Genomic DNA, 19,137 nt, shown 5'->3' on the forward strand with positions numbered 1-19,137 from the left:
GTTAACCTTTCTAGGTTTTAATCATTCTAGTACGGTTATTGATGATATAAAAGAGAGGATTGATGAGTAACGTAAAGCAACTTCCTATTCAATTACAAAAACTTGGCTTGATGCGCTTTGAACAGTTATACCCGCAGCAAAGTAAACAAAGTGAAGTTGTAAGGTTATTAGCATTAAGCGACTTTGCTTGGCGCAGTTTAGAGTCACAACCTGATTTAAATACTTGGCTATTATGCAAAGACGAAATACAAAATAGAGTAATAGATTCTCCTTTTAAAAACCTTAACTTAGCTGACATTGATGAAGTGCAGTGCCATAAAGTACTTCGCCAATATCGTGAAAAGTACTGGCTCAAAGTCGCCTTTTTAGATTTATGCTGTAACAATCCCATTGCCGATAGTATTAATTACATAAGCCAACTGGCTGACATGCTAATAAATAGTGCTAACCAATGGGCGCATGCACAGGTGGCAAAAGTAAATGGTGAGCCGCTTGATGAGCAAAACCAAGCAATGCCGTTAATGGTTTTAGGGATGGGAAAACTTGGCGGACAAGAGCTAAATTACTCCTCTGATATTGATCTCATTTTTGCATATCCGCGCAGTACAAAAACCCAAGGTGGCCGCAGAAGCCTTGAGGCTCAAGTATTTTATACCAAAGTTGCACAAAAGCTCATTGCATCACTTAACCAAGCCACCAGTGACGGGCAGGTCTTTAGGGTTGATATGCGCCTACGCCCGTTTGGCGAAAGTGGCCCTTTGGTTATGAGCTTTAATGCCATTGAAGATTATTACCAAGAACAAGGTCGCGACTGGGAACGCTACGCGATGTTAAAAGGGCGCTTAATTGGCACGCCTAATAAATATTGGGATGAATTTATTAAGCTTTTAAAGCCGTTTGTTTATCGCCGGTATATTGATTTTTCGGTGATTGAATCTTTGCGTAAAATGAAGTTAATGATTGCACAGGAGGTTCGCCGTAAACGCTTAACTAATAATATAAAATTAGGCGCTGGTGGTATTCGTGAAGTTGAATTTATAGTGCAAGCCCTACAAATGGTACGAGGTGGGCGAGAGGCTAATTTACAAACTCAATCATTACTTAAAGCATTAAATGAGCTGGCACTTAACCAAGTTATAGATGAGCAAGAAGCAAGCGAGCTTAAACGCAATTACCTTTATTTGCGAAAAGTTGAACAGTACTTACAAATATTTGACGATCAGCAAACGCAAACACTCCCCGATGATGAATTGAACCAGCAGCGCTTAAATTTATTATTAGAACAAGCTGATTTCTCCGCCACTTTAATCACTATTGAAAAGGTAATGAAGCAAGTTAACGGTGAGTTTGCACTCGTTATTGGTGAAGAAACCGCGCCACTAGATACCTGTGAAGGTGCATTTATTAGTGCTTGGGATCATGGTGATGTGAGCTTTCTAAAAGAGGCTAGAGATGAATGGCAAACACCCCTTAACGATTTTAAATTAAGGCTGTCTAAGGTCAACATAGGTAACCGAGGGCGTGAAACCCTTGATAAATTAATGCCTGTTTTATTGAGCCAGTTAAATGACTTTAATGCCAGCGCAGCTGCTTTTACAATGGTTTGCCAAATTTTTAATAAGATAATTTCACGTACTGCTTATTTAGAATTGCTGTACGAAAACCAAGGTGCATTAAAGCAACTTGTTTTACTGTGTTGTCATAGCAAATGGATAGGCGAGCATATTTCTCGCTACCCTATATTGCTGGATGAGCTAATAGACCCGGCTGTTCTTTATAAACCAACACCATTAACGGCTTATAAAGATGAAATAAGACAGTATTTTTTACGAATAGAGCATGACGATTTAGAACTGCAAATGGAGTCGCTTAGGCAATTTAAGCAAACGCATCAACTAAGAATTGCTGCTGCCGATGCAACCGGTGTTCTTGATGTAATGAAAGTAAGCGATCACTTAACGGTCTTGGCTGAGGCTGTTGTGGATCAAGCTGTTAATATTGCATGGCATAACACCATTAAGCGCTTTGGCATGCCTCCTGGCACTGATGATGAAAATAAAGGCTTTGCTGTTATTGCATATGGTAAAACAGGCGGCTTAGAAGTAGGGTACGACTCAGATTTAGATTTGGTGTTTGTACATAATCATGATGGCTCAAGTCAAACCAATGGTGAAAAACCGATAGATTCTCGCCAGTTTTATTTAAAGCTCGCTCAGCGCTTAATGCATTTATTTAATACTCGTACTGCTTCAGGCATTTTGTATGAGCTCGATACACGGCTTCGCCCTGAAGGTGCATCGGGTTTACTGGCTATTAATCTAGAGAGCTTTAATCACTACCAGCAAACTCAAGCATGGACGTGGGAGCATCAAGCACTTGTTCGGGCTCGTCTGATTTTAGGTCAAGATGATCTGATAGAGCGTTTTTCACAAATTCGTAAAAATATACTCTGCCAACATCGCGACGATGCCGTATTAAAAGCAGATGTGATAAAAATGCGCGAAAAAATGCGCGATCATTTAGCGAAGGGAAATATTGAGCAATTTGATTTAAAACAAGATGTTGGTGGTATGGCTGATATTGAGTTTATAACGCAGTACTTAGTGCTTAAACACGCTAATGAGTTTGAACAGCTTACCGTTTATTCAGATAACGTAAGAATACTAACGGATGCAGCAAAGATAGGCTGTATTACTGAGGAGCAAAAACAGCAGTTGATTAAAGCGTATATTGATTATCGTTCACGCTACCATGTGCTTAGTTTAGAGCAACAGGGCCGGTTGATACCGCGTTTAGGGCTAGAAAATAACATTAACAATGTTAAATCTATTTGGAAAAGTATATTTTTACCAAAGTAGTTCGCAAATTTATTTTTGTATTATTTATTAGATAACGCTGTTGTATCAATTTTTATAACTTTATAAAAGTAACTTGTTTTTGAAGTTATAATATCAATTCGCAGTAATATTTAATTAATTTGAAGGATTAAACTTGATGCTTACTATGTTAAAAATTTCTGATATGCGACAGCATGGATGCAAAGTAATGCAGGGACAGTTAGTGATTACAACTAAATAAATAAATTTTTGCCTTGTCATAGACAAGGCTTTCTTACCTCAAAATAGCGCACTTAATTAAGCGAATGAGTATAAGGTCATACTCTATGTTTAAACAGGTCGATCTCCTATCTAAATTGTTAATCTAATGCAATTAGAACGTACGAACTCAGAGGGTAATTCAGTGATTATAGCAGCACGTTGTTTGTAACAAAAAAAGGTGTAAACTTCATTTACGAAATCATTATTTATAGAGCGACTAACCTTATACAAAGTAGTTATGAAGTCTCCATCCATTCTGAAATGATCTTTAACAACGTAGTCTTTATCTAAATACCAATAAAGTATAATGTCCTCTTTTTTTGCATAGTCAGTTAAAACTTCTTTAAGAGTAAAGCCTCTTTCAAAACGTCTTGCCTTTGTTTCTCCAACCCAGTTAGCTGACATCGGATCTACGGTTCGTCCTCTTGCACTTAAAACGCGATCTAAACTTTGTTCAGGCTTACTCAAATCAAGTACATACTTATCATGCTCTTTGTCTTCATTTATTTTACTACGAATAGATTTATAGAATCTAGATAATCCGTTTGCAGCAGCGTTTGAAGAGTCTTTAAAGTTAACTACAGAGTCACTATTTAAAATGAAGTAAAGAGCGCAAGTGATTAAAGCAACACCTATTACTATATGTTTAATCCAAGATAACATAATCGTTGTTCTTCTTATTTTGTTATTTATTACGCTATATATACCATTACTTTTTATAAAAAGAAGGGGTATTTTTATCAGGTCGAGTTTTAAAGCGACGGTGCAGCCACATGTATTGCTCTGGAGCTGCATTTATACATAGCTCTACGCGTTGATTAACACGTGTTACATCAGCCTTGTCATCACCACTTGGGAAGTTTTCAAGCTCAGGTACTACCTCTAAATGGTACTTACCATTTTCGTCACGGCGCGAGATTAAACTCATAGTTTCGCAGTTTTTACTGCCAGCAAACATAAGAGTACCTGTTGTTGTTGCAGTGTCAGGTACTGCGTAAAATGGGACAAATTCACAGCGGTTACGGCCGTAATCTTGATCGGGTAAGTAATAACATACCTTTTTATTTTTTAATGCTTTTAGTAAACCTTTTACATCTTTTCGACCGATTAAATATTCGTTAGAGCGAAGGCGCCCATTAGTCGTAAAGTATTCCATTAGTGGGTTGTTATGAGGGCGATAAAAGCCAATACCCTGACACTCTAAGCCCATAATACGGCTAGCCATTTCAAGATGCAGAATATGAGGGACAAGCAATAAAACACCTTTACCAGACGCTTGTACGCGTTCAAAGTGCTCAAGCCCTTTAAAAGACCCTAATGCTTTTTGTGCTCGCCACTGTGGCCACCACCAGGCCATGCCAGTCTCAACCATTGCAATACCGGTGTTTTCCATATTTTTGAGCACAAGGTCTTTTTGATCTGCTTCGCTCATATCAGGAAAACACAGCTTAATATTTACTTCTGCAATATGGCGACGGCGCTTCATAAATTTATGAACTAAGCGACCAAGCTGTTTACCCATTGCCAATTGTAGTTTTTGCGGTAACCAAGAAATTAAATATAAAAATAGAACGCCAATCCACGTTAACCAGTATCGAGGGCCCAAAAAAGATGCTTTAAAAGGAGATGAGGTGACCACAAAAATATCTCTGAGAATAAAAACGATAGTTTAACGCTAAGCGCTGTAAAATACAAAAAGCCAGCATTTAGCTGGCTTCCAATGTTTTTAACTACATGAATTATGCGATTTAAGCGGCTTTTAAACCTTGGTTTATAGCAACTAGATCTGCACTTGTTAATGTACCAGCAGCTTGTTTTAGGCGAAGGGTAGATAACACATAACGGTAACGTACATCAGCAAGGTTACGCTTTGCATCGTATAAATTTTGCGTACTTACTAGTACGTCAACAATGGTACGAGTACCTACTTCAAAACCAGCTTCAGTTGCTTTAAGCGCACTTTGAGCTGAAACAACAGCTTGCTCTAGCGCTTTGTAAGTAGCAATGTCTGAAACAACTTGGTTATAAGATGTAATCACTGTGCGAGTTACTGCACGATAATTTGTTTCATAATCTTGGCTCGCACCTACGTAAAATGCACGGGCCTGATTTGTTGCAGCAACTGTAGCACCACCTGAATATAAAGGTACGCTAAAGTTAAGCCCTACAGAGCTTGAGTCTGAACGTGGCTGATCATCAAAGTTAGCGCCATTTATTTGATTGTCTGTAAGAGAATCGCCGTAACTAGCACTTAGGGTTAGTTTTGGGTAATGACCCGCTTTTGCTAATTCAATTTGATCTTTTGCAATATCAACCGTTACTTTAGACACTTGCAGGTTTATATTTTTATCTTCAGCTATTTTAACAAAGTCGCTTGAGCGCTTAGTTGGTTTAGTTGTTGAGAAAGTATCTGTATTTAAAAAATCTAATTTTTCGTGGTATTTACCTGTAATCTCACGAAGTTGCTCGCGTGCTGTTTCTACAGCATTACCTGCAATAATTTCTTGAGCTACTGAGTTGTCAAACTGAGCTTGCGCTTCATGTACGTCTGTAATAGCTGTTAGGCCAACTGCATAACGTTGTTTTGTTTGCTCAAGTTGGCGTTCAATTGCACGTTTTTCAGCTTCAACAAATTCAAGGTTATCGCTTGCACTTAATACGTTAAAATAACCCTCAGCAACGCGTACAATTAAGTTTTGTTTAGCTGCATCGTATAGGCCGCTTGCTTGAAGCGCTTGCTTGTCGGCAATATCTAACGTATTCCAGGCACCTAAATCAAATAATGTTTGGCTTAAGCTTACACCGCGAGAGAATTGGTCTGTATCACTTTCAACTTTTACTTGGTTAGATAAGTCGCCAACGCTTTGGTACGACGTTGCATCGCTTTTTGTATAACCCATAGTTAAACCAATTTGAGGTAATAGTGCACTCATCGCCAAATCGCTTTGGTAAGACTGCGCATCGGCTTGGGCTTTTGCTTTTAAAACAGTAGGATCGTTAGCTGTCGCTATTTCAAAAACTTGTAGTAAATCTTCAGCTTTCACTGCTGTTGCACCTAGTGCGCATGATAAACTAACTAGCGCCGCAAGAATGTTCTTTTTCATGTGGGGTTCGGTCCTTAGACAATTTTTGTACTAAAAGCATGTTAACCTGTTTTACTCCATAACAAAAAAAATAATTAGTAAAACAGTATGTTCAAGTGTAACAGAATATATTAACGCATTTTAAAGCTTTAGATAAGTAGGAGGTAGGTACGTGGTTGATAAAAAACTCGTTCAATTTACACATAAAGATGTAAATTTAAAGCCAATAAAAAATCTTTATAAAGGTTTTTTTCAGGTTGATTTGTACCAGTTTGAACATGCTCTTTTTGCGGGTGGAAAATCTAAAGTAATTAGCCGAGAAATATTAGAACGTGGCGATGCAATTGCAGTACTCCCTTATGACCCAATTTCAGATACTGTTCTTTTAATTGAGCAAATACGTATTGGCGCTATTAAAAGCAAGCATTCGCCTTGGCTACTAGAGTGCATAGCTGGAATGACAGACGGCAGCACTGATTACGAATCAGTTGTAAAAAAAGAAGCGTATGAAGAAGCTGGGCTTGAATTAACTGAACTTGAATTTATGCTTTCATACCTATCAAGCCCTGGTGGTACAACTGAGCGCTTACATTTATATTTAGCGCGTACTGACTTAAGCCAAGTGAAATCAGGTGTATATGGTCTTGAAACTGAAGGCGAGGATATAAAAACCCATATTTTATCGGTTGATGATGCGCTAATGCGCCTCAATAACGGTGAAATGGATAATGCGGCAACGGTTATTTGTATGCAGTGGCTTGCGCTAAATCGCGAAAAAATGGCAAGTAAATGGACATAAACTCTTACTAATATTATGGTGGTACTTTGACAGCACAATTAGCAACAAAGCGATATATTCAGAGCCTCCCAAAGTATTTAACACTTTGTGAGCATAACTATGTGCGACTATTAAAGTTGTTACCGAGCGAGCGTAATATAGGAAGCATTCGTGAAGTTAAACTTGGCAACAGTGAGTTTGCTACAAAAATTGATGGCAGCGCAAAATACACCATGGATATTTCAATTAAGCAGCTAACAGGAATGGTTAAAGGGATTACGCCGCTGTATTTAACGGTGCGTTTGTATCACGATGCCAAAGTGGCTGAAATTGTTCATCACGATTATCATCAACGCATAAAACCATCTTATGGATACCCTAACCCTAAAATGCATCAAAAAGATGAAAAGTATCAACTGAATGCTTTTTTATACGACTGGTTAGTGGCCTGTGTAGAGCACGGACAAGCGACGTTAAATTGGGATGTAAATAATGGCTTGGTTTGATGATACATATACATTTGATAAATCATCTTTGTGCATTGCTCATATTACCGACAGCCATTTATTCGCAGACAAAAGCGGTGAGTACTTTAATGTAAATACCGCAGATCATTTTGAACAAGCCTTGGCACACATAGCTAAGCAATCAATAGACTGCATTATTTTTGGTGGCGACTTAACACAAGACCATAGTTTCGAATCGTATTTATTATTTAGTGAACTTATAAATGCCAGTGACATTACTAGTCCTGTATTTTGGGTGCCAGGTAATCATGATGAACTAGCAATGCTTAATCGCATAAGTGGTGGGCAAATAAATTCGGCTAAACATATTATTGCTAATGGGATTGAGCTACTTCTTATTAATTCTAAAGGGCCCACGCCCGCAGGATGGGTTACTGGCACGCATTTAGATGAAGTAACGGACGCTTTAGTCAACTCGAATAATAGTAAAGTTATATTTTGTCATCATAATCCGCTGCCAATAAACGGCTACCTTGATAAACACTTATTAGAAAATGGCCCACAGCTTTTAAATATTTTAGTTAATAGTAATAATGTATCTGCGCTTTTTCATGGGCATGTGCACAATGATTACGAACAAAGTTTTAGAGGCTTGCCCATATATGCAAGTCCTGCCAGCTCAATACAATTTGTAAAGCACACTTCACAGTGGGAGCAAAAAAATGCGGGACCAGCTTACAGAATGCTAAATATAAAGAGTAAAAAAGATAAAGTAGAAGTAAAAACGGAAGTAGTATGGCTAAACGCGTAATTTATATTCATGGCTTTAATAGTTCACAAAAATCATATAAAGCTGTGCGCTTTGGTGAGCTTATGGCAAACTATGACGTTGATTATTGTGTACCGAACTTAAACCACGAGCCCCTACAAGCTATAATTGAGCTTGAACAATTACTAACGCCAAATACCGTTTTATTAGGTAGCTCGTTAGGTGGTTTTTTTGCCACGTATTTATCGCAGCGTTATCAAATTCCTGCAGTGGTTATTAATCCCGCGGTCGCACCCTATAATTTATTACAGTCGTTACTTGGACCTAATTATAATCCGTATCAAGATTATCATTACGATTTAAATAACAGTCATATTGAGGCACTTAAATTACTCGCTGTAGATAAATTAGCATACCCTGAGTTACTGTACTTATTACAGCAAACAGGCGATGAAGTGTTGAACTTTCAACACGCAGTAAAATATTATTCGCAATGCAAGCAATTGATAGAATTTGGTGGCGATCATAGCTACGTTGAATTTGAACGCACCTTTGCAAGTATTGTAGATTTTCTTAAAATCACGTAAAACTAGTTAGCCTGAACTGAGGTTAGTTACTATATTAACGCTTTAGCGCATATAACAATAAAACTAGTAAAACGTATTAGAGCCTTAGCGGATATAAAGACAAAAACTATGAGTGATCAAAATTATAACGCCGAAGCCATTGAAGTACTTAATGGATTAGATCCGGTAAAACGACGCCCAGGGATGTACACAGATACAACACGTCCCAATCATTTAGGCCAAGAGGTTATCGATAACAGTGTCGATGAAGCTATGGCTGGTCATGCTACTCGTATCGACGTAATACTCCACGAAGACAATTCGCTTGAAGTAAGTGATGACGGGCGTGGTATGCCTATTGATATTCACCCAGAAGAAGGTATCCCTGGGGTTGAATTGATCTTCACCAAATTACACGCCGGTGGTAAGTTTTCTAATAAAAACTATCAATTTTCGGGTGGTTTGCACGGTGTAGGTATTTCGGTAGTAAATGCGTTATCTACGCGTGTAGAAGTAACAGTAAGACGCGATGCTCAGCAATTTAGAATGGCATTTGAAAGCGGCGATAAAGTAGAAGACTTAAACGTAATTGGTACAGTTGGTAAGCGTAACACCGGTACTACGGTTCGTTTTTGGGCTGATGTTAGCTACTTTGATTCACCAAACTACTCAATTACCAAGCTTAATCATTTATTAAAAGCCAAAGCAGTTTTGTGCCCAGGGCTACGTATTAAGTTTGTTAATAAGCAAACAAAAGAAACCCAAGAATGGTTTTACGAAACAGGCTTGAAAGATTATTTAGTTGAAGCAATTAAAGGTTTTGAAACATTACCGCAAGACCCATTTGTTGGCGAATTTAAAAGCTCAATTGAAGGCGCTGACTGGGCTGTTGTATGGCTACCAGAAGGTGGTGAATCAATAGCTGAAAGCTACGTAAACCTTATACCTACCGCGCAAGGTGGTACGCATGTAAATGGTTTACGCCAAGGCTTGCTTGAAGCAATGCGTGAATTTTGTGAGTTTAGAAACTTACTCCCTCGTGGTGTGAAATTAACTCCTGATGATATTTGGGATCGTTGTAGTTACGTGTTGTCGGTAAAAATGCAAGACCCTCAATTTGCCGGTCAAACAAAAGAAAAACTATCATCACGCTCGTGTTCTGCGTTTGTATCGGGGGTTGTAAAAGACTCGTTTAGTTTATGGTTGAATGAACATACAGATACCGCTGAGTTATTAGCTGAGTTATGTATTTCAAATGCACAAACTCGCTTGCGTGCAGCTAAAAAAGTAGTGCGTAAACGTGTTACTGCAGGTCCTGCCTTACCGGGTAAACTAACAGATTGTAGCGCTGCTGATAACGACCGTACCGAATTATTTTTAGTGGAAGGTGATTCTGCTGGTGGCTCTGCTAAACAAGCAAGAGACCGTGAGTTTCAGGCTATCATGCCGCTACGTGGTAAAATTTTGAATACCTGGGAAGTTGAGTCAGGTCAAATACTAGCATCACAAGAAGTACACGATATTTCAGTGGCACTGGGTATTGATCCAGAATCAACCGATATGTCGGCATTACGCTACAATAAAATTTGTATATTGGCCGATGCTGACTCGGATGGACTACACATCGCGACGTTATTATGTGCACTGTTTGTTCGCCATTTCCCAGAGTTAGTAAAAACAGGGCATGTGTATGTAGCAATGCCGCCATTATTTAGAATCGATATTGGTAAAGAAGTTTATTACGCACTTGATGAGCAAGAAAAAACCGCTATTTTGGCGCGCATAGAAGCCGAGAAAAAACGCGGAAAAGTAAACGTCCAACGATTCAAAGGTCTGGGTGAAATGAACCCGTTACAACTGCGTGAAACCACGATGGATCCAAATACACGACGTTTAGTGCAGCTTACGCTTGATGAAGAAGTAGAAACCATGGAAATGATGGATATGCTGCTTGCTAAGAAACGATCGCCTGATCGTCGTCAATGGTTAGAAGATCATGGTAACAAGGCACTCGTTTAATTACCTGTGCTTAACACTAGGAGAGGCGAATGAAAAAACTACTAGGAAGTTTGCTGTTACTTGGGCTGACTACCGCTCCTGTAATGGCGAAAAATATACTCGATAAGCTCACAGTCGCGCCGGGATTTGAAATAAGCTTATTTGCAAATGATGTAGAAAATGCACGTCAAATAGCCGTTTCAAAAAAAGGTATTGTGTATGTTGGCTCTCGTAAAGCGGGCAACGTATATGCGCTTATTGATCATAATAGCGATGGCGTAGCAGATAAAAAAATTGTTGTGGCTAAAGGCCTAAACATGCCCTCTGGCATAGCAATTAAAGATGGCGATTTATACGTAGGCGAAGTACATCGTATTATTCGCTTTAAAAATATTGATACCCAATTAAAAGATCCAAAATTTGATGTGGTTTATGACGCATTACCGAGCGAGCGTCATCATGGTTGGAAATTTTTACGTTTTGCACCAACGGGCGAGCTAATCATTCCGGTGGGTGTACCGTGTAATATTTGTGCTGAGGATGAACGTTTTGGTCGTATTTTTGCGCTTAATGTAGAAACAAAACAAATAAAAACAATAGCCAAGGGCGTTAGAAACACCGTCGGTTTTGATTTTCATCCAGCTACTCAAGCTTTATGGTTTAGTGATAACGGTCGCGACATGATGGGCGATGATATTCCGCCTGATGAGTTAAACCGTGCAACGCAAGAAGGTGAGCATTTTGGTTTTCCGTATGTTCATGCCGGTGCAATTATTGACCCTGAGTTTGGGGAAGGTAAAAATATTGCCGATTACACGTCGCCAGCTCTTGCACTTCCAGCGCATGTAGCGCCACTGGGCATTCATTTTTATAACGGTAAGCAATTTCCAGCAAGCTATAAGCAACAATTATTTGTTGCTGAACATGGCTCATGGAACCGTTCTAAAAAGTCAGGTTATAAAGTAGGGCTAGCAACAATTGAAGTAGGTCGCGTAACTAAATATACGCCATTTATTACTGGCTTTATGAAAGACGAAACAACATTTGGACGCCCTGTTGCATTTGCAGAATTAGGTGACGGCAGTCTGTTAGTAAGCGATGATTACGCTAATGTAATCTACCGTGTAAGCTATAAGAAAAACTAGGTAAGCTTTAATGAGTGATACAGATACCTTGCTAATGCAAGGAATTGAGCAACAAACAATGGGGCGTTTTACCGAAGACGCCTATTTAAATTATTCCATGTACGTGATCATGGACCGCGCCTTACCGCATGTAGGTGATGGTTTAAAACCAGTACAGCGTCGTATTATTTATGCGATGAGCGAACTAGGTTTGTCGGCTAACGCTAAGTACAAAAAATCCGCCCGTACAGTGGGTGACGTACTTGGTAAGTACCATCCACACGGCGACAGTGCATGTTACGAAGCGATGGTATTAATGGCGCAGCCGTTTTCTTATCGCTACCCTTTGGTAGATGGACAAGGAAACTGGGGTGCGGCAGATGACCCTAAATCGTTTGCAGCAATGCGTTATACCGAAGCGCGTTTATCTAAGTTTTCAGAAGTACTATTAAAAGAGCTTGGCCAAGGCACCGTTGATTGGACACCAAACTTTGATGGCACAATGGATGAACCTGTAGTATTGCCTTCTCGTTTACCGCATATTTTACTAAACGGTATAACGGGTATTGCTGTAGGTATGGCAACCGATATTCCGCCACATAACGTACGTGAAGTGGCTAGTGCATGTTGTTTATTACTTGATAAACCAAAAACAGAGCTTGAAGAATTACTTGAGCTTGTACATGCACCAGATTACCCAACAGATGCTGAAATAATTACCCCAAAAGCCGATATTCACAAAATATATAAAACCGGTCGAGGGTCTATCAAAATGCGTGCGGTTTATACCGAAGAGCATGGTGATATTGTTATTACAGCGCTGCCGCATCAATGTTCTGGTGGTAAAGTACTTGAGCAAATTGCAGCGCAAATGAACGCTAAAAAATTACCAATGATTGCCGATTTACGTGACGAGTCAGATCACGAAAATCCAACACGCATTGTAATTATTCCGCGCTCAAACCGCATTAAAGCTGAGCCATTAATGGCGCACTTATTTGCAACCACCGATCTTGAAAAAAATTACCGAGTAAACTTAAACATGCTAGGCCTCGATGGCCGCCCGCAAGTTAAAGATTTACGCTGTATTTTAAGTGAGTGGCTAATATTTAGACGCGAAACAGTGCGTCGTCGTTTGCAGTATCGTTTAGATAAAGTATTAGCACGTCTACATATTTTAGAGGGTTTGTTAGCCGCCTTTTTAAATATTGATGAAGTGATTGAAGTCATTCGCAGCGAAGATAAACCAAAGCCTGTATTAATGGAGCGCTTTGATTTAACGGATACGCAAGCAGAAGCTATTTTAGAATTAAAACTTCGTCATTTAGCCAAACTTGAAGAGTTTAAAATTCGTGGTGAGCAAGACGAACTGGCCAAAGAGCGTGATAAATTAGCGCAAATATTAGGCTCAGAACGTCGTATGTCGACACTGCTTAAAAAAGAAATTCAAGAAGCCGCTGAAATGTATGGTGACGATCGTCGCTCGCCAGTGATTGAGCGCTCAGAAGCAAAAGCGCTTAACGAAAAAGATTTAATTCCATCAGAGTCGGTTACTGTTGTGCTGTCAGATAAAGGTTGGGCACGTGTTGGTAAAGGCCACGACTTAGATGTACAAGGCTTAAATTATCGCTCGGGTGACGGCTTTAGAGCCTCGGCTCGTGGTAAGAGTAATCAACCGGCTGTATTTTTAGATTCAGCAGGGCGGGCGTTTGCAACCGATGCGCACAGCCTACCTTCTGCGCGTAGCCAAGGCGAACCAATGACAGGTCGCTTTAACTTAACACCAGGCGCTAATTTTGAGCACGTGGTAATGAGTGAAGACGAGCAAGTATTGCTTATGGCATCGGACGCAGGTTACGGCTTTATTACTGACTTTAAAGATTTAGTTAGTAAAAATAAAAATGGTAAAGCGCTGGTAAGCGTCCCTAAAGGTGGAGTATTACTTTCTCCTATTAGAGTGAACAATGTTGCTAGCGATTACTGCATGGCTATTTCTAACGAAGGTCGAATGCTTTTATTCCCGCTGCGAGACTTACCAAAATTAGGTAAGGGTAAAGGTAATAAAATCATTTCTATACCAGGGGCTAAAGTACAAGCTCGCGAAGAGTTTGTAAAAGTGCTTGCTGTTGTGCCACTAGGAAGCAGTGTTACGCTTCACGCTGGTAAGCGTAAACTAACGCTTAAACCAAGCGACTTAGAGCATTATCATGGTGAGCGAGGGCGTAGGGGTAATAAACTACCGCGAGGCCTGCAACGTGTTGACGAAGCTGTTGTAGAACTAACCCCTCAAGATGATGAACCGATTGAAGTCATTAGCGAAGAATAAGCATTAGTTACCGCGCTTATAAATAAAAACGGTCTGCATTTGCAGGCCGTTTTTGTTTTAAAATAAAGAGCTTAAATATTTCAGCGTACACTTGTGCGCTATAGACTCGTTTGTGTCACAAAATAACGCTATAATAATCATAATTGATTTTTGGAGAAACCCATTTGCTAGCTGTTATACGCGTTTTTATTATGCTGCTGTTTATATTATTCAGTTGTTTTTTTGGTTTATTATTGTCGATAGTAAGACCATTTCATCCTAATAATGTACATATTATATCGGGTTGGTTTGGCTCAATGGCTAAAATGGTTGGCGTTAAGCTAGCTCTAACACGTCATAAAGATGCCGTTGATCCAGGTCCTGCAGTTTATGTTGCTAATCATCAAAATAGCTACGACTTATTTACAGTGCCAGCAATGGTGCCAAAAAACTGCGTAAGTTTGGGTAAAAAGAGCTTAAAGTGGATCCCATTTTTCGGTCAGCTTTATTGGTTGTCGGGTAATATATTAATAGACAGATCGAATCGCTCTAAAGCGGCAGGAACTATCTCAAAAGCAGCCGAAAAAATTAAAAATAATGGCTTATCTGTATGGATGTTTCCAGAAGGCACACGAAGCTATGGAAGAGGGTTGCTACCATTTAAAACAGGTGCATTTCACACCGCAATGAGCGCAGATGTACCCATAATTCCGGTATGTATGAATACAACACATAAAACCATTAAGCTAAATCGTTGGGATAATGGTACAATTCACATCGAAATGTTAGCGCCTATACCGCTTGATAAAGAAATTAGCGCGCGTGAGCATGCTAAAAGCGTGCATAGCATTATGGCTGCTAAAATAACTGAATTAGATGCTCAAGTGAGAGAAAAATAATGGAAAACTGGCGTGAAATAAGTGAAGACATCGTAAGTTCACTACTTGAAGATGGGTCAGACCCTGAAATACTTTATGAAGTAGAGCACCACTTTGTGTGTGAAGACTTTCCTAAGTTAGAGCAAGCTGCACTTGCTGCTTTTAAATTGGGTTACGATGTTGAAGAACCAGCAGAGCTTGAGCTTGAAGACGGTAACAAAATTTGGAGCTTTGACATTGTAGTTGAAGCTGAGCTAGACGTAGACGTTATTATGGAAGACGTTGATAAGCTAGCACAACTAGCTGTTGAGTGCGAAGTTGAGTACGACGGTTGGGGTACTTACTTTCAAGAGTAACGTAACTAACGAGTGTTTAGATTAACTAATTTAAAAGCGAGTGTTGTAAAAACACTCGCTTTTTTGTGCCTATAATTAGGTCATGTTTGTTTTTCGAGGTTAAATAAATATGCTGCTGAAAATTCAACCATCAAAGATCAACACGCCCTAGCTAGAGAGTAATAAGCCTAAATGTTTTAGTGTTTTAATATGCTAGTAAATCTTCTAATTAAATCTCCAAATTAAAGCTCCGGTTAATTATTTATTCGTACTAAATCTATTTTCAAACTAAGCTATATTAACGCTTTATTGGTATGACCAGTTTTACTCAGTTACAATTTTATTAAAAATAATTTTAGTTTATTCATAATGCATTAAGCTGTTCATGGAAAGCTGGTAATAGAGGTTTTTGTTTGAAGTACTACTATTTTATGAAATTTACCAATAATTGCATTCTATAATTTTAAATGATTGGATTTTTAGTTTGTTGTTTTTTAAGCGTTTAAGTTTGTTTGTATTGTGTTTTTTAGAATGTTTTGCTGCTCATACGGTAACAATTAACTTGTTGACATATTGGCAACAAAAAATATAGCCTTGCTTTACCAGTTTGGTAAAGGTTTTGGTAATACCAACTTGAATTGCTTAATTTATTTTTGCTATTACCAATTTTTTGAATCGAAAGTCTGTTTATACAATGCGTTTAAGTTTGGTATTTACTACCAAGTTAAGTTGTTAGGTTATTTATATACAGATTTAAAGGAATAAAAATAATGGTTAAATACAAAAAGTTACTTATTTGCTCTGCAATTGCTGCGAGCACTTCTTTTGCGCATGCTGCCACGATTGATAACTCGGGTTTTGAAGATGGTTGGAGCGATTGGAATGAAACAGAGCCAGCAGCGCTATCTTCAGATGCATACAAAGGCTCAAAGTCACTGAAAATACAAGGTAGCCCAGGGCGTGTTTACCAGAATGTAGATGTAGATCGCAATACTCAGTACACGTTAAGTGCGTACGTACTTGGCAAGGGACAAATCGGCATTAACGATCTTAATGGTTTGTTTAAAAGTGAGAAATTTAACGTTTCTTCGTGGACAAAAGTATCTAAAACTTTCACCACAGCAAATACAGGTTCGCTACAAGTATTTGCTAAGCATGATAAGAGCTCAAGCGATGTTCGTTTTGATGACTTTTCGTTAACTAAGGGTAGTTCTTCTGGCGGCGGAGACACAGGTGGTGGTGATACTGGCGGTGGCGACACTGGTGGTGGCTCAGGTATAGCAAGCAACATCACCAACGGTAGTATTTTTGACCTTGAAGGTAACGATCCTCATCCATTAGTAAATAGCGACACTTTAGAGTTTGTTCCTCTAGAAGCGCGTCATATCACTCCAAATGGGAATGGCTGGCGTCATGAATATAAAGTAAAAGAAAGTGCACGTGTTGCGATGACCGAAACCTATGAGGTTTTTGAGGCAACTGTAAAAGTTGAAATGTCAGATGGTGGTAAAACGATTATTTCTCAGCACCACGCTAGCGATACGGGTACGATTTCAAAAGTATATGTTTCAGATACTGATGAATCAGGTTTTGATGATAGCGTAGCAGGTAACGGGGTTTTTGACGTTTATGTTCGCCTGCGTAACACCAGTGGTAAAGAAGAAAAACATGCACTAGGTACTATCAGAAGTGGTGGTTCATTCAATCTAAAAGTAGTTAATAATTACGGTGATGTAGATGTGACTGCATTAGGTACTACCTTTGGTATTCCGGTAGAAGATGATTCAGAATCTTACTTTAAGTTTGGTAATTATTTACAATCACAAGACCCATATACACTAGATGAGTGTGGCGAGTCAGGAAACTCAGATTCATTTAAAGAGTGCTTTAAAGATTTAGGAATTACAAAAGCTAAAGTAACAATGACTGACGTTAGTTATACGCGTAAAACTAACTAATTATTTAGTTATTCAGTAGTTTAGAAGGCCACTCAGTTTAAAGCTGAGTGGCTTTTTTAATGCTTTTTTAATGTATAAACTTAATCTATAACCATTTTTTATTTTTAAAATACACACCAATACCGCCAGTAAGTACAATCAAAAATATAACAAACGCACTAAATGCATAGGGGCTCTCGGTACCCGGAATACCTCCTACGTTTACGCCTAACAGGCCGGTTAAAAAGCCTAAAGGTAAAAATAATGCAGCCACAACCGACATTACATACATACGCTGATTTAATTGCTCAGACACTTGGTTAGTGATTGTTTGTTGAATGATTTGCGCACGTTCAATAGAGCTATCAAGCTCCTCTAAATAACGAATAAGTAAGTTAGTTGTTTCGTTTAATTTTGCTTTATCGTCATCTAACAGCCACGGGTAGTGATTATTTATCATTGAGCTAAGGGCTTCTTTTTGCGGTTTTAAATAACGCTTTAAGGCAATTGTTTGACGGCGCAACTGTGATAAACCTTGGTTATCAAACTTTTTACTTGGTTCATCTATTTCTTCTTCAAACTCATCGAGTGTTTCATCTAGTGAGTCAATAACGCTTTGCATGCGAGAAGTTAGTTTTTGTGTAATAGAGCATACTAGCTCAGAAATATTGCATGGGCCTTTATTTTCATTTAAACAGGTGAGCGTATCCTGCACCGATAATAAACGACGCTTGCGGGTAGTAATAAGAATGTCTTCGCTAATAAATAAACGAATTGAAACCATGTCTTCAGGGCTTTGTGCTGGATTTAAATTTACACCACGTAAAAATAACATATGTCCGTTAGTCGTTGATGTAATACGCGGGCGTGTTTCATCAGCAATTAAGGACTCTAATTCGTAGTCGTTTAAATGAGGTTGTGCCTTGAGCCACTCAACAGCCTCGCTTTGGCTATAGTCCATGTGCACCCAAAGTTTTCCGTGGCTTGGTTGCCAGCTATTTAGCTCATTAGTGCTTTCAATAGGGCGAGCGCCGCCTTGTCCATCAAGTACAAGTGCATGTAGTAAACCATTAATCATAATTATTTCTCATAATAGTGTATTTTTAATACCGTTAACTATAGTGTATCTACTTAACTATTTTAAACTTACCTTTATTTTTAATAAGTTAAGCTTAAATAGCAAAATATATGCAGAGCCTTTGGGCTGAGTAAAGTGGCATAAAGTACTATTCAGCAAGGCGTGCATTGTGTGACCAGTTGTTTAAAAAGATCAATTTAATTTACTAATCGACTAGATAAATTTATTTCGTTGGTGTTTTTTTACCTGTAGCGTATAAGTCACTTTTTTATTAAGGGCACATTTATGACAGCAAAGATCACAGTTGGTTGGCGTGAGTGGTTAAGTTTACCTGGGCTTGGTATTAACGAGATAAAAGCAAAAATTGATACTGGCGCTCGCACTTCATGTATTCATGCAATTAACATTGAAGAATACGAAGTTGACTCAGAAAAATGGGTTAAATTTACGGCCCAGCCGCTGCAAGATGATGAGCAAACGCAAGTCACTTGCAATGCAAAAGTTAAAAAAATGAAGTACGTAACCAGCTCAAGTGGGCAAAAAGAGTTACGTTACTTTATAGAAACTACATTGCATGCAGGCGAGCATAGCTGGCCTATCGAGCTTACTTTAACAAGCCGTGCAACAATGAAGTTTAGAATGTTATTAGGGCGTACAGCCATGGAAAATCGTATAGTCGTTGACCCGGCTTTATCTCAACTATTAGGTCGTAAGGTTTAAC

The 19,137-nt window shown here is 38.9% G+C and carries 16 protein-coding genes; 12 read left to right on the forward strand and 4 right to left on the reverse strand.

All coding sequences use genetic code 11. From position 1 onward, the window contains the following. Positions 1–62: 62 nt before the first annotated feature. Positions 63–2,858: a bifunctional [glutamate--ammonia ligase]-adenylyl-L-tyrosine phosphorylase/[glutamate--ammonia-ligase] adenylyltransferase gene (gene glnE / locus GQR54_RS02790; protein ID WP_166376472.1), complete on the forward strand. Its 2,796-nt coding sequence runs from the start codon at positions 63–65 to the stop codon at positions 2,856–2,858. 330 nt (positions 2,859–3,188) lie between these two features. Here glnE and GQR54_RS02795 read toward each other — a convergent pair whose 3' ends face one another. The 3 genes from GQR54_RS02795 to tolC form a co-directional block, all read right to left on the reverse strand. Then, positions 3,189–3,761, reverse strand: coding sequence for a TcpQ domain-containing protein (locus tag GQR54_RS02795; protein WP_166376473.1), 573 nt, complete (start codon positions 3,759–3,761; stop codon positions 3,189–3,191). A gap of 46 nt (positions 3,762–3,807) precedes the next feature. Then, the gene (gene lpxL, locus GQR54_RS02800; RefSeq protein WP_166376474.1) at positions 3,808–4,737 is read right to left on the reverse strand and encodes an LpxL/LpxP family Kdo(2)-lipid IV(A) lauroyl/palmitoleoyl acyltransferase; all 930 of its coding nucleotides are present in this window, start codon (positions 4,735–4,737) and stop codon (positions 3,808–3,810) included. A gap of 109 nt (positions 4,738–4,846) precedes the next feature. Next, on the reverse strand, positions 4,847–6,202 hold the full coding sequence (gene tolC / locus GQR54_RS02805; RefSeq protein WP_166376475.1) for an outer membrane channel protein TolC: 1,356 nt from the start codon (positions 6,200–6,202) through the stop codon (positions 4,847–4,849). 151 nt (positions 6,203–6,353) lie between these two features. Between tolC and GQR54_RS02810 the strand changes: the two genes are divergently transcribed. The 10 genes from GQR54_RS02810 to GQR54_RS02855 all read left to right on the forward strand — a co-directional run bounded on the left by GQR54_RS02810 (position 6,354) and on the right by GQR54_RS02855 (position 17,359). Further along, on the forward strand, positions 6,354–6,980 hold the full coding sequence (locus tag GQR54_RS02810) for an NUDIX domain-containing protein (protein WP_166376476.1): 627 nt from the start codon (positions 6,354–6,356) through the stop codon (positions 6,978–6,980). Positions 6,981–7,006: 26 nt separating this feature from the next. Then, positions 7,007–7,465 (forward strand): DUF1249 domain-containing protein, encoded by a 459-nt coding sequence (locus GQR54_RS02815; RefSeq protein WP_024592841.1) that lies wholly within the window; start codon positions 7,007–7,009, stop codon positions 7,463–7,465. Beyond that, complete coding sequence (locus GQR54_RS02820) at positions 7,452–8,237, forward strand: metallophosphoesterase (RefSeq protein WP_166376477.1); 786 nt, start codon at positions 7,452–7,454, stop codon at positions 8,235–8,237. Before GQR54_RS02815 ends, GQR54_RS02820 begins: the two co-directional genes overlap by 14 nt. Then, positions 8,222–8,782, forward strand: coding sequence for a YqiA/YcfP family alpha/beta fold hydrolase (locus GQR54_RS02825; RefSeq protein WP_007585377.1), 561 nt, complete (start codon positions 8,222–8,224; stop codon positions 8,780–8,782). Before GQR54_RS02820 ends, GQR54_RS02825 begins: the two co-directional genes overlap by 16 nt. A gap of 108 nt (positions 8,783–8,890) precedes the next feature. Then, positions 8,891–10,780 (forward strand): DNA topoisomerase IV subunit B, encoded by a 1,890-nt coding sequence (parE, locus tag GQR54_RS02830; RefSeq protein WP_010553287.1) that lies wholly within the window; start codon positions 8,891–8,893, stop codon positions 10,778–10,780. 29 nt (positions 10,781–10,809) lie between these two features. After that, positions 10,810–11,904 (forward strand): PQQ-dependent sugar dehydrogenase, encoded by a 1,095-nt coding sequence (locus tag GQR54_RS02835; RefSeq protein ID WP_121954961.1) that lies wholly within the window; start codon positions 10,810–10,812, stop codon positions 11,902–11,904. Positions 11,905–11,914: 10 nt separating this feature from the next. Then, positions 11,915–14,209 carry a DNA topoisomerase IV subunit A gene (gene parC, locus GQR54_RS02840; protein ID WP_166376478.1) on the forward strand — a complete coding sequence of 765 codons (2,295 nt, stop codon included), beginning with the start codon at positions 11,915–11,917 and terminating at the stop codon, positions 14,207–14,209. A 164-nt stretch (positions 14,210–14,373) separates the two neighbouring features. Beyond that, a complete protein-coding gene (locus tag GQR54_RS02845; RefSeq protein WP_166376479.1) occupies positions 14,374–15,087 on the forward strand; it encodes a 1-acylglycerol-3-phosphate O-acyltransferase in 714 nt (237 codons plus the stop codon). Next, entirely contained in the window at positions 15,087–15,422 is a 336-nt protein-coding gene (gene rraB, locus GQR54_RS02850; RefSeq protein WP_007585369.1) for a ribonuclease E inhibitor RraB, read from the forward strand. Before GQR54_RS02845 ends, rraB begins: the two co-directional genes overlap by 1 nt. A 749-nt stretch (positions 15,423–16,171) precedes the next feature. Next, a complete protein-coding gene (locus GQR54_RS02855) occupies positions 16,172–17,359 on the forward strand; it encodes a polysaccharide lyase family 7 protein (RefSeq protein WP_166376480.1) in 1,188 nt (395 codons plus the stop codon). A gap of 85 nt (positions 17,360–17,444) precedes the next feature. On the opposite strand, the gene GQR54_RS02860 is transcribed toward GQR54_RS02855, so the two are convergent. Beyond that, positions 17,445–18,416 carry a zinc transporter ZntB gene (locus GQR54_RS02860; protein WP_166376481.1) on the reverse strand — a complete coding sequence of 324 codons (972 nt, stop codon included), beginning with the start codon at positions 18,414–18,416 and terminating at the stop codon, positions 17,445–17,447. 285 nt (positions 18,417–18,701) lie between these two features. On the opposite strand from GQR54_RS02860, the gene GQR54_RS02865 reads away from it, so the two are divergent. Continuing rightward, a complete protein-coding gene (locus tag GQR54_RS02865; RefSeq protein WP_007585784.1) occupies positions 18,702–19,136 on the forward strand; it encodes an ATP-dependent zinc protease in 435 nt (144 codons plus the stop codon). The last annotated feature ends 1 nt before the right edge of the window (position 19,137 follow it).

Origin of the sequence: Pseudoalteromonas sp. Z9A4, from assembly GCF_011378845.1 — a bacterium.
Lineage (GTDB): Bacteria > Pseudomonadota > Gammaproteobacteria > Enterobacterales > Alteromonadaceae > Pseudoalteromonas > Pseudoalteromonas arctica.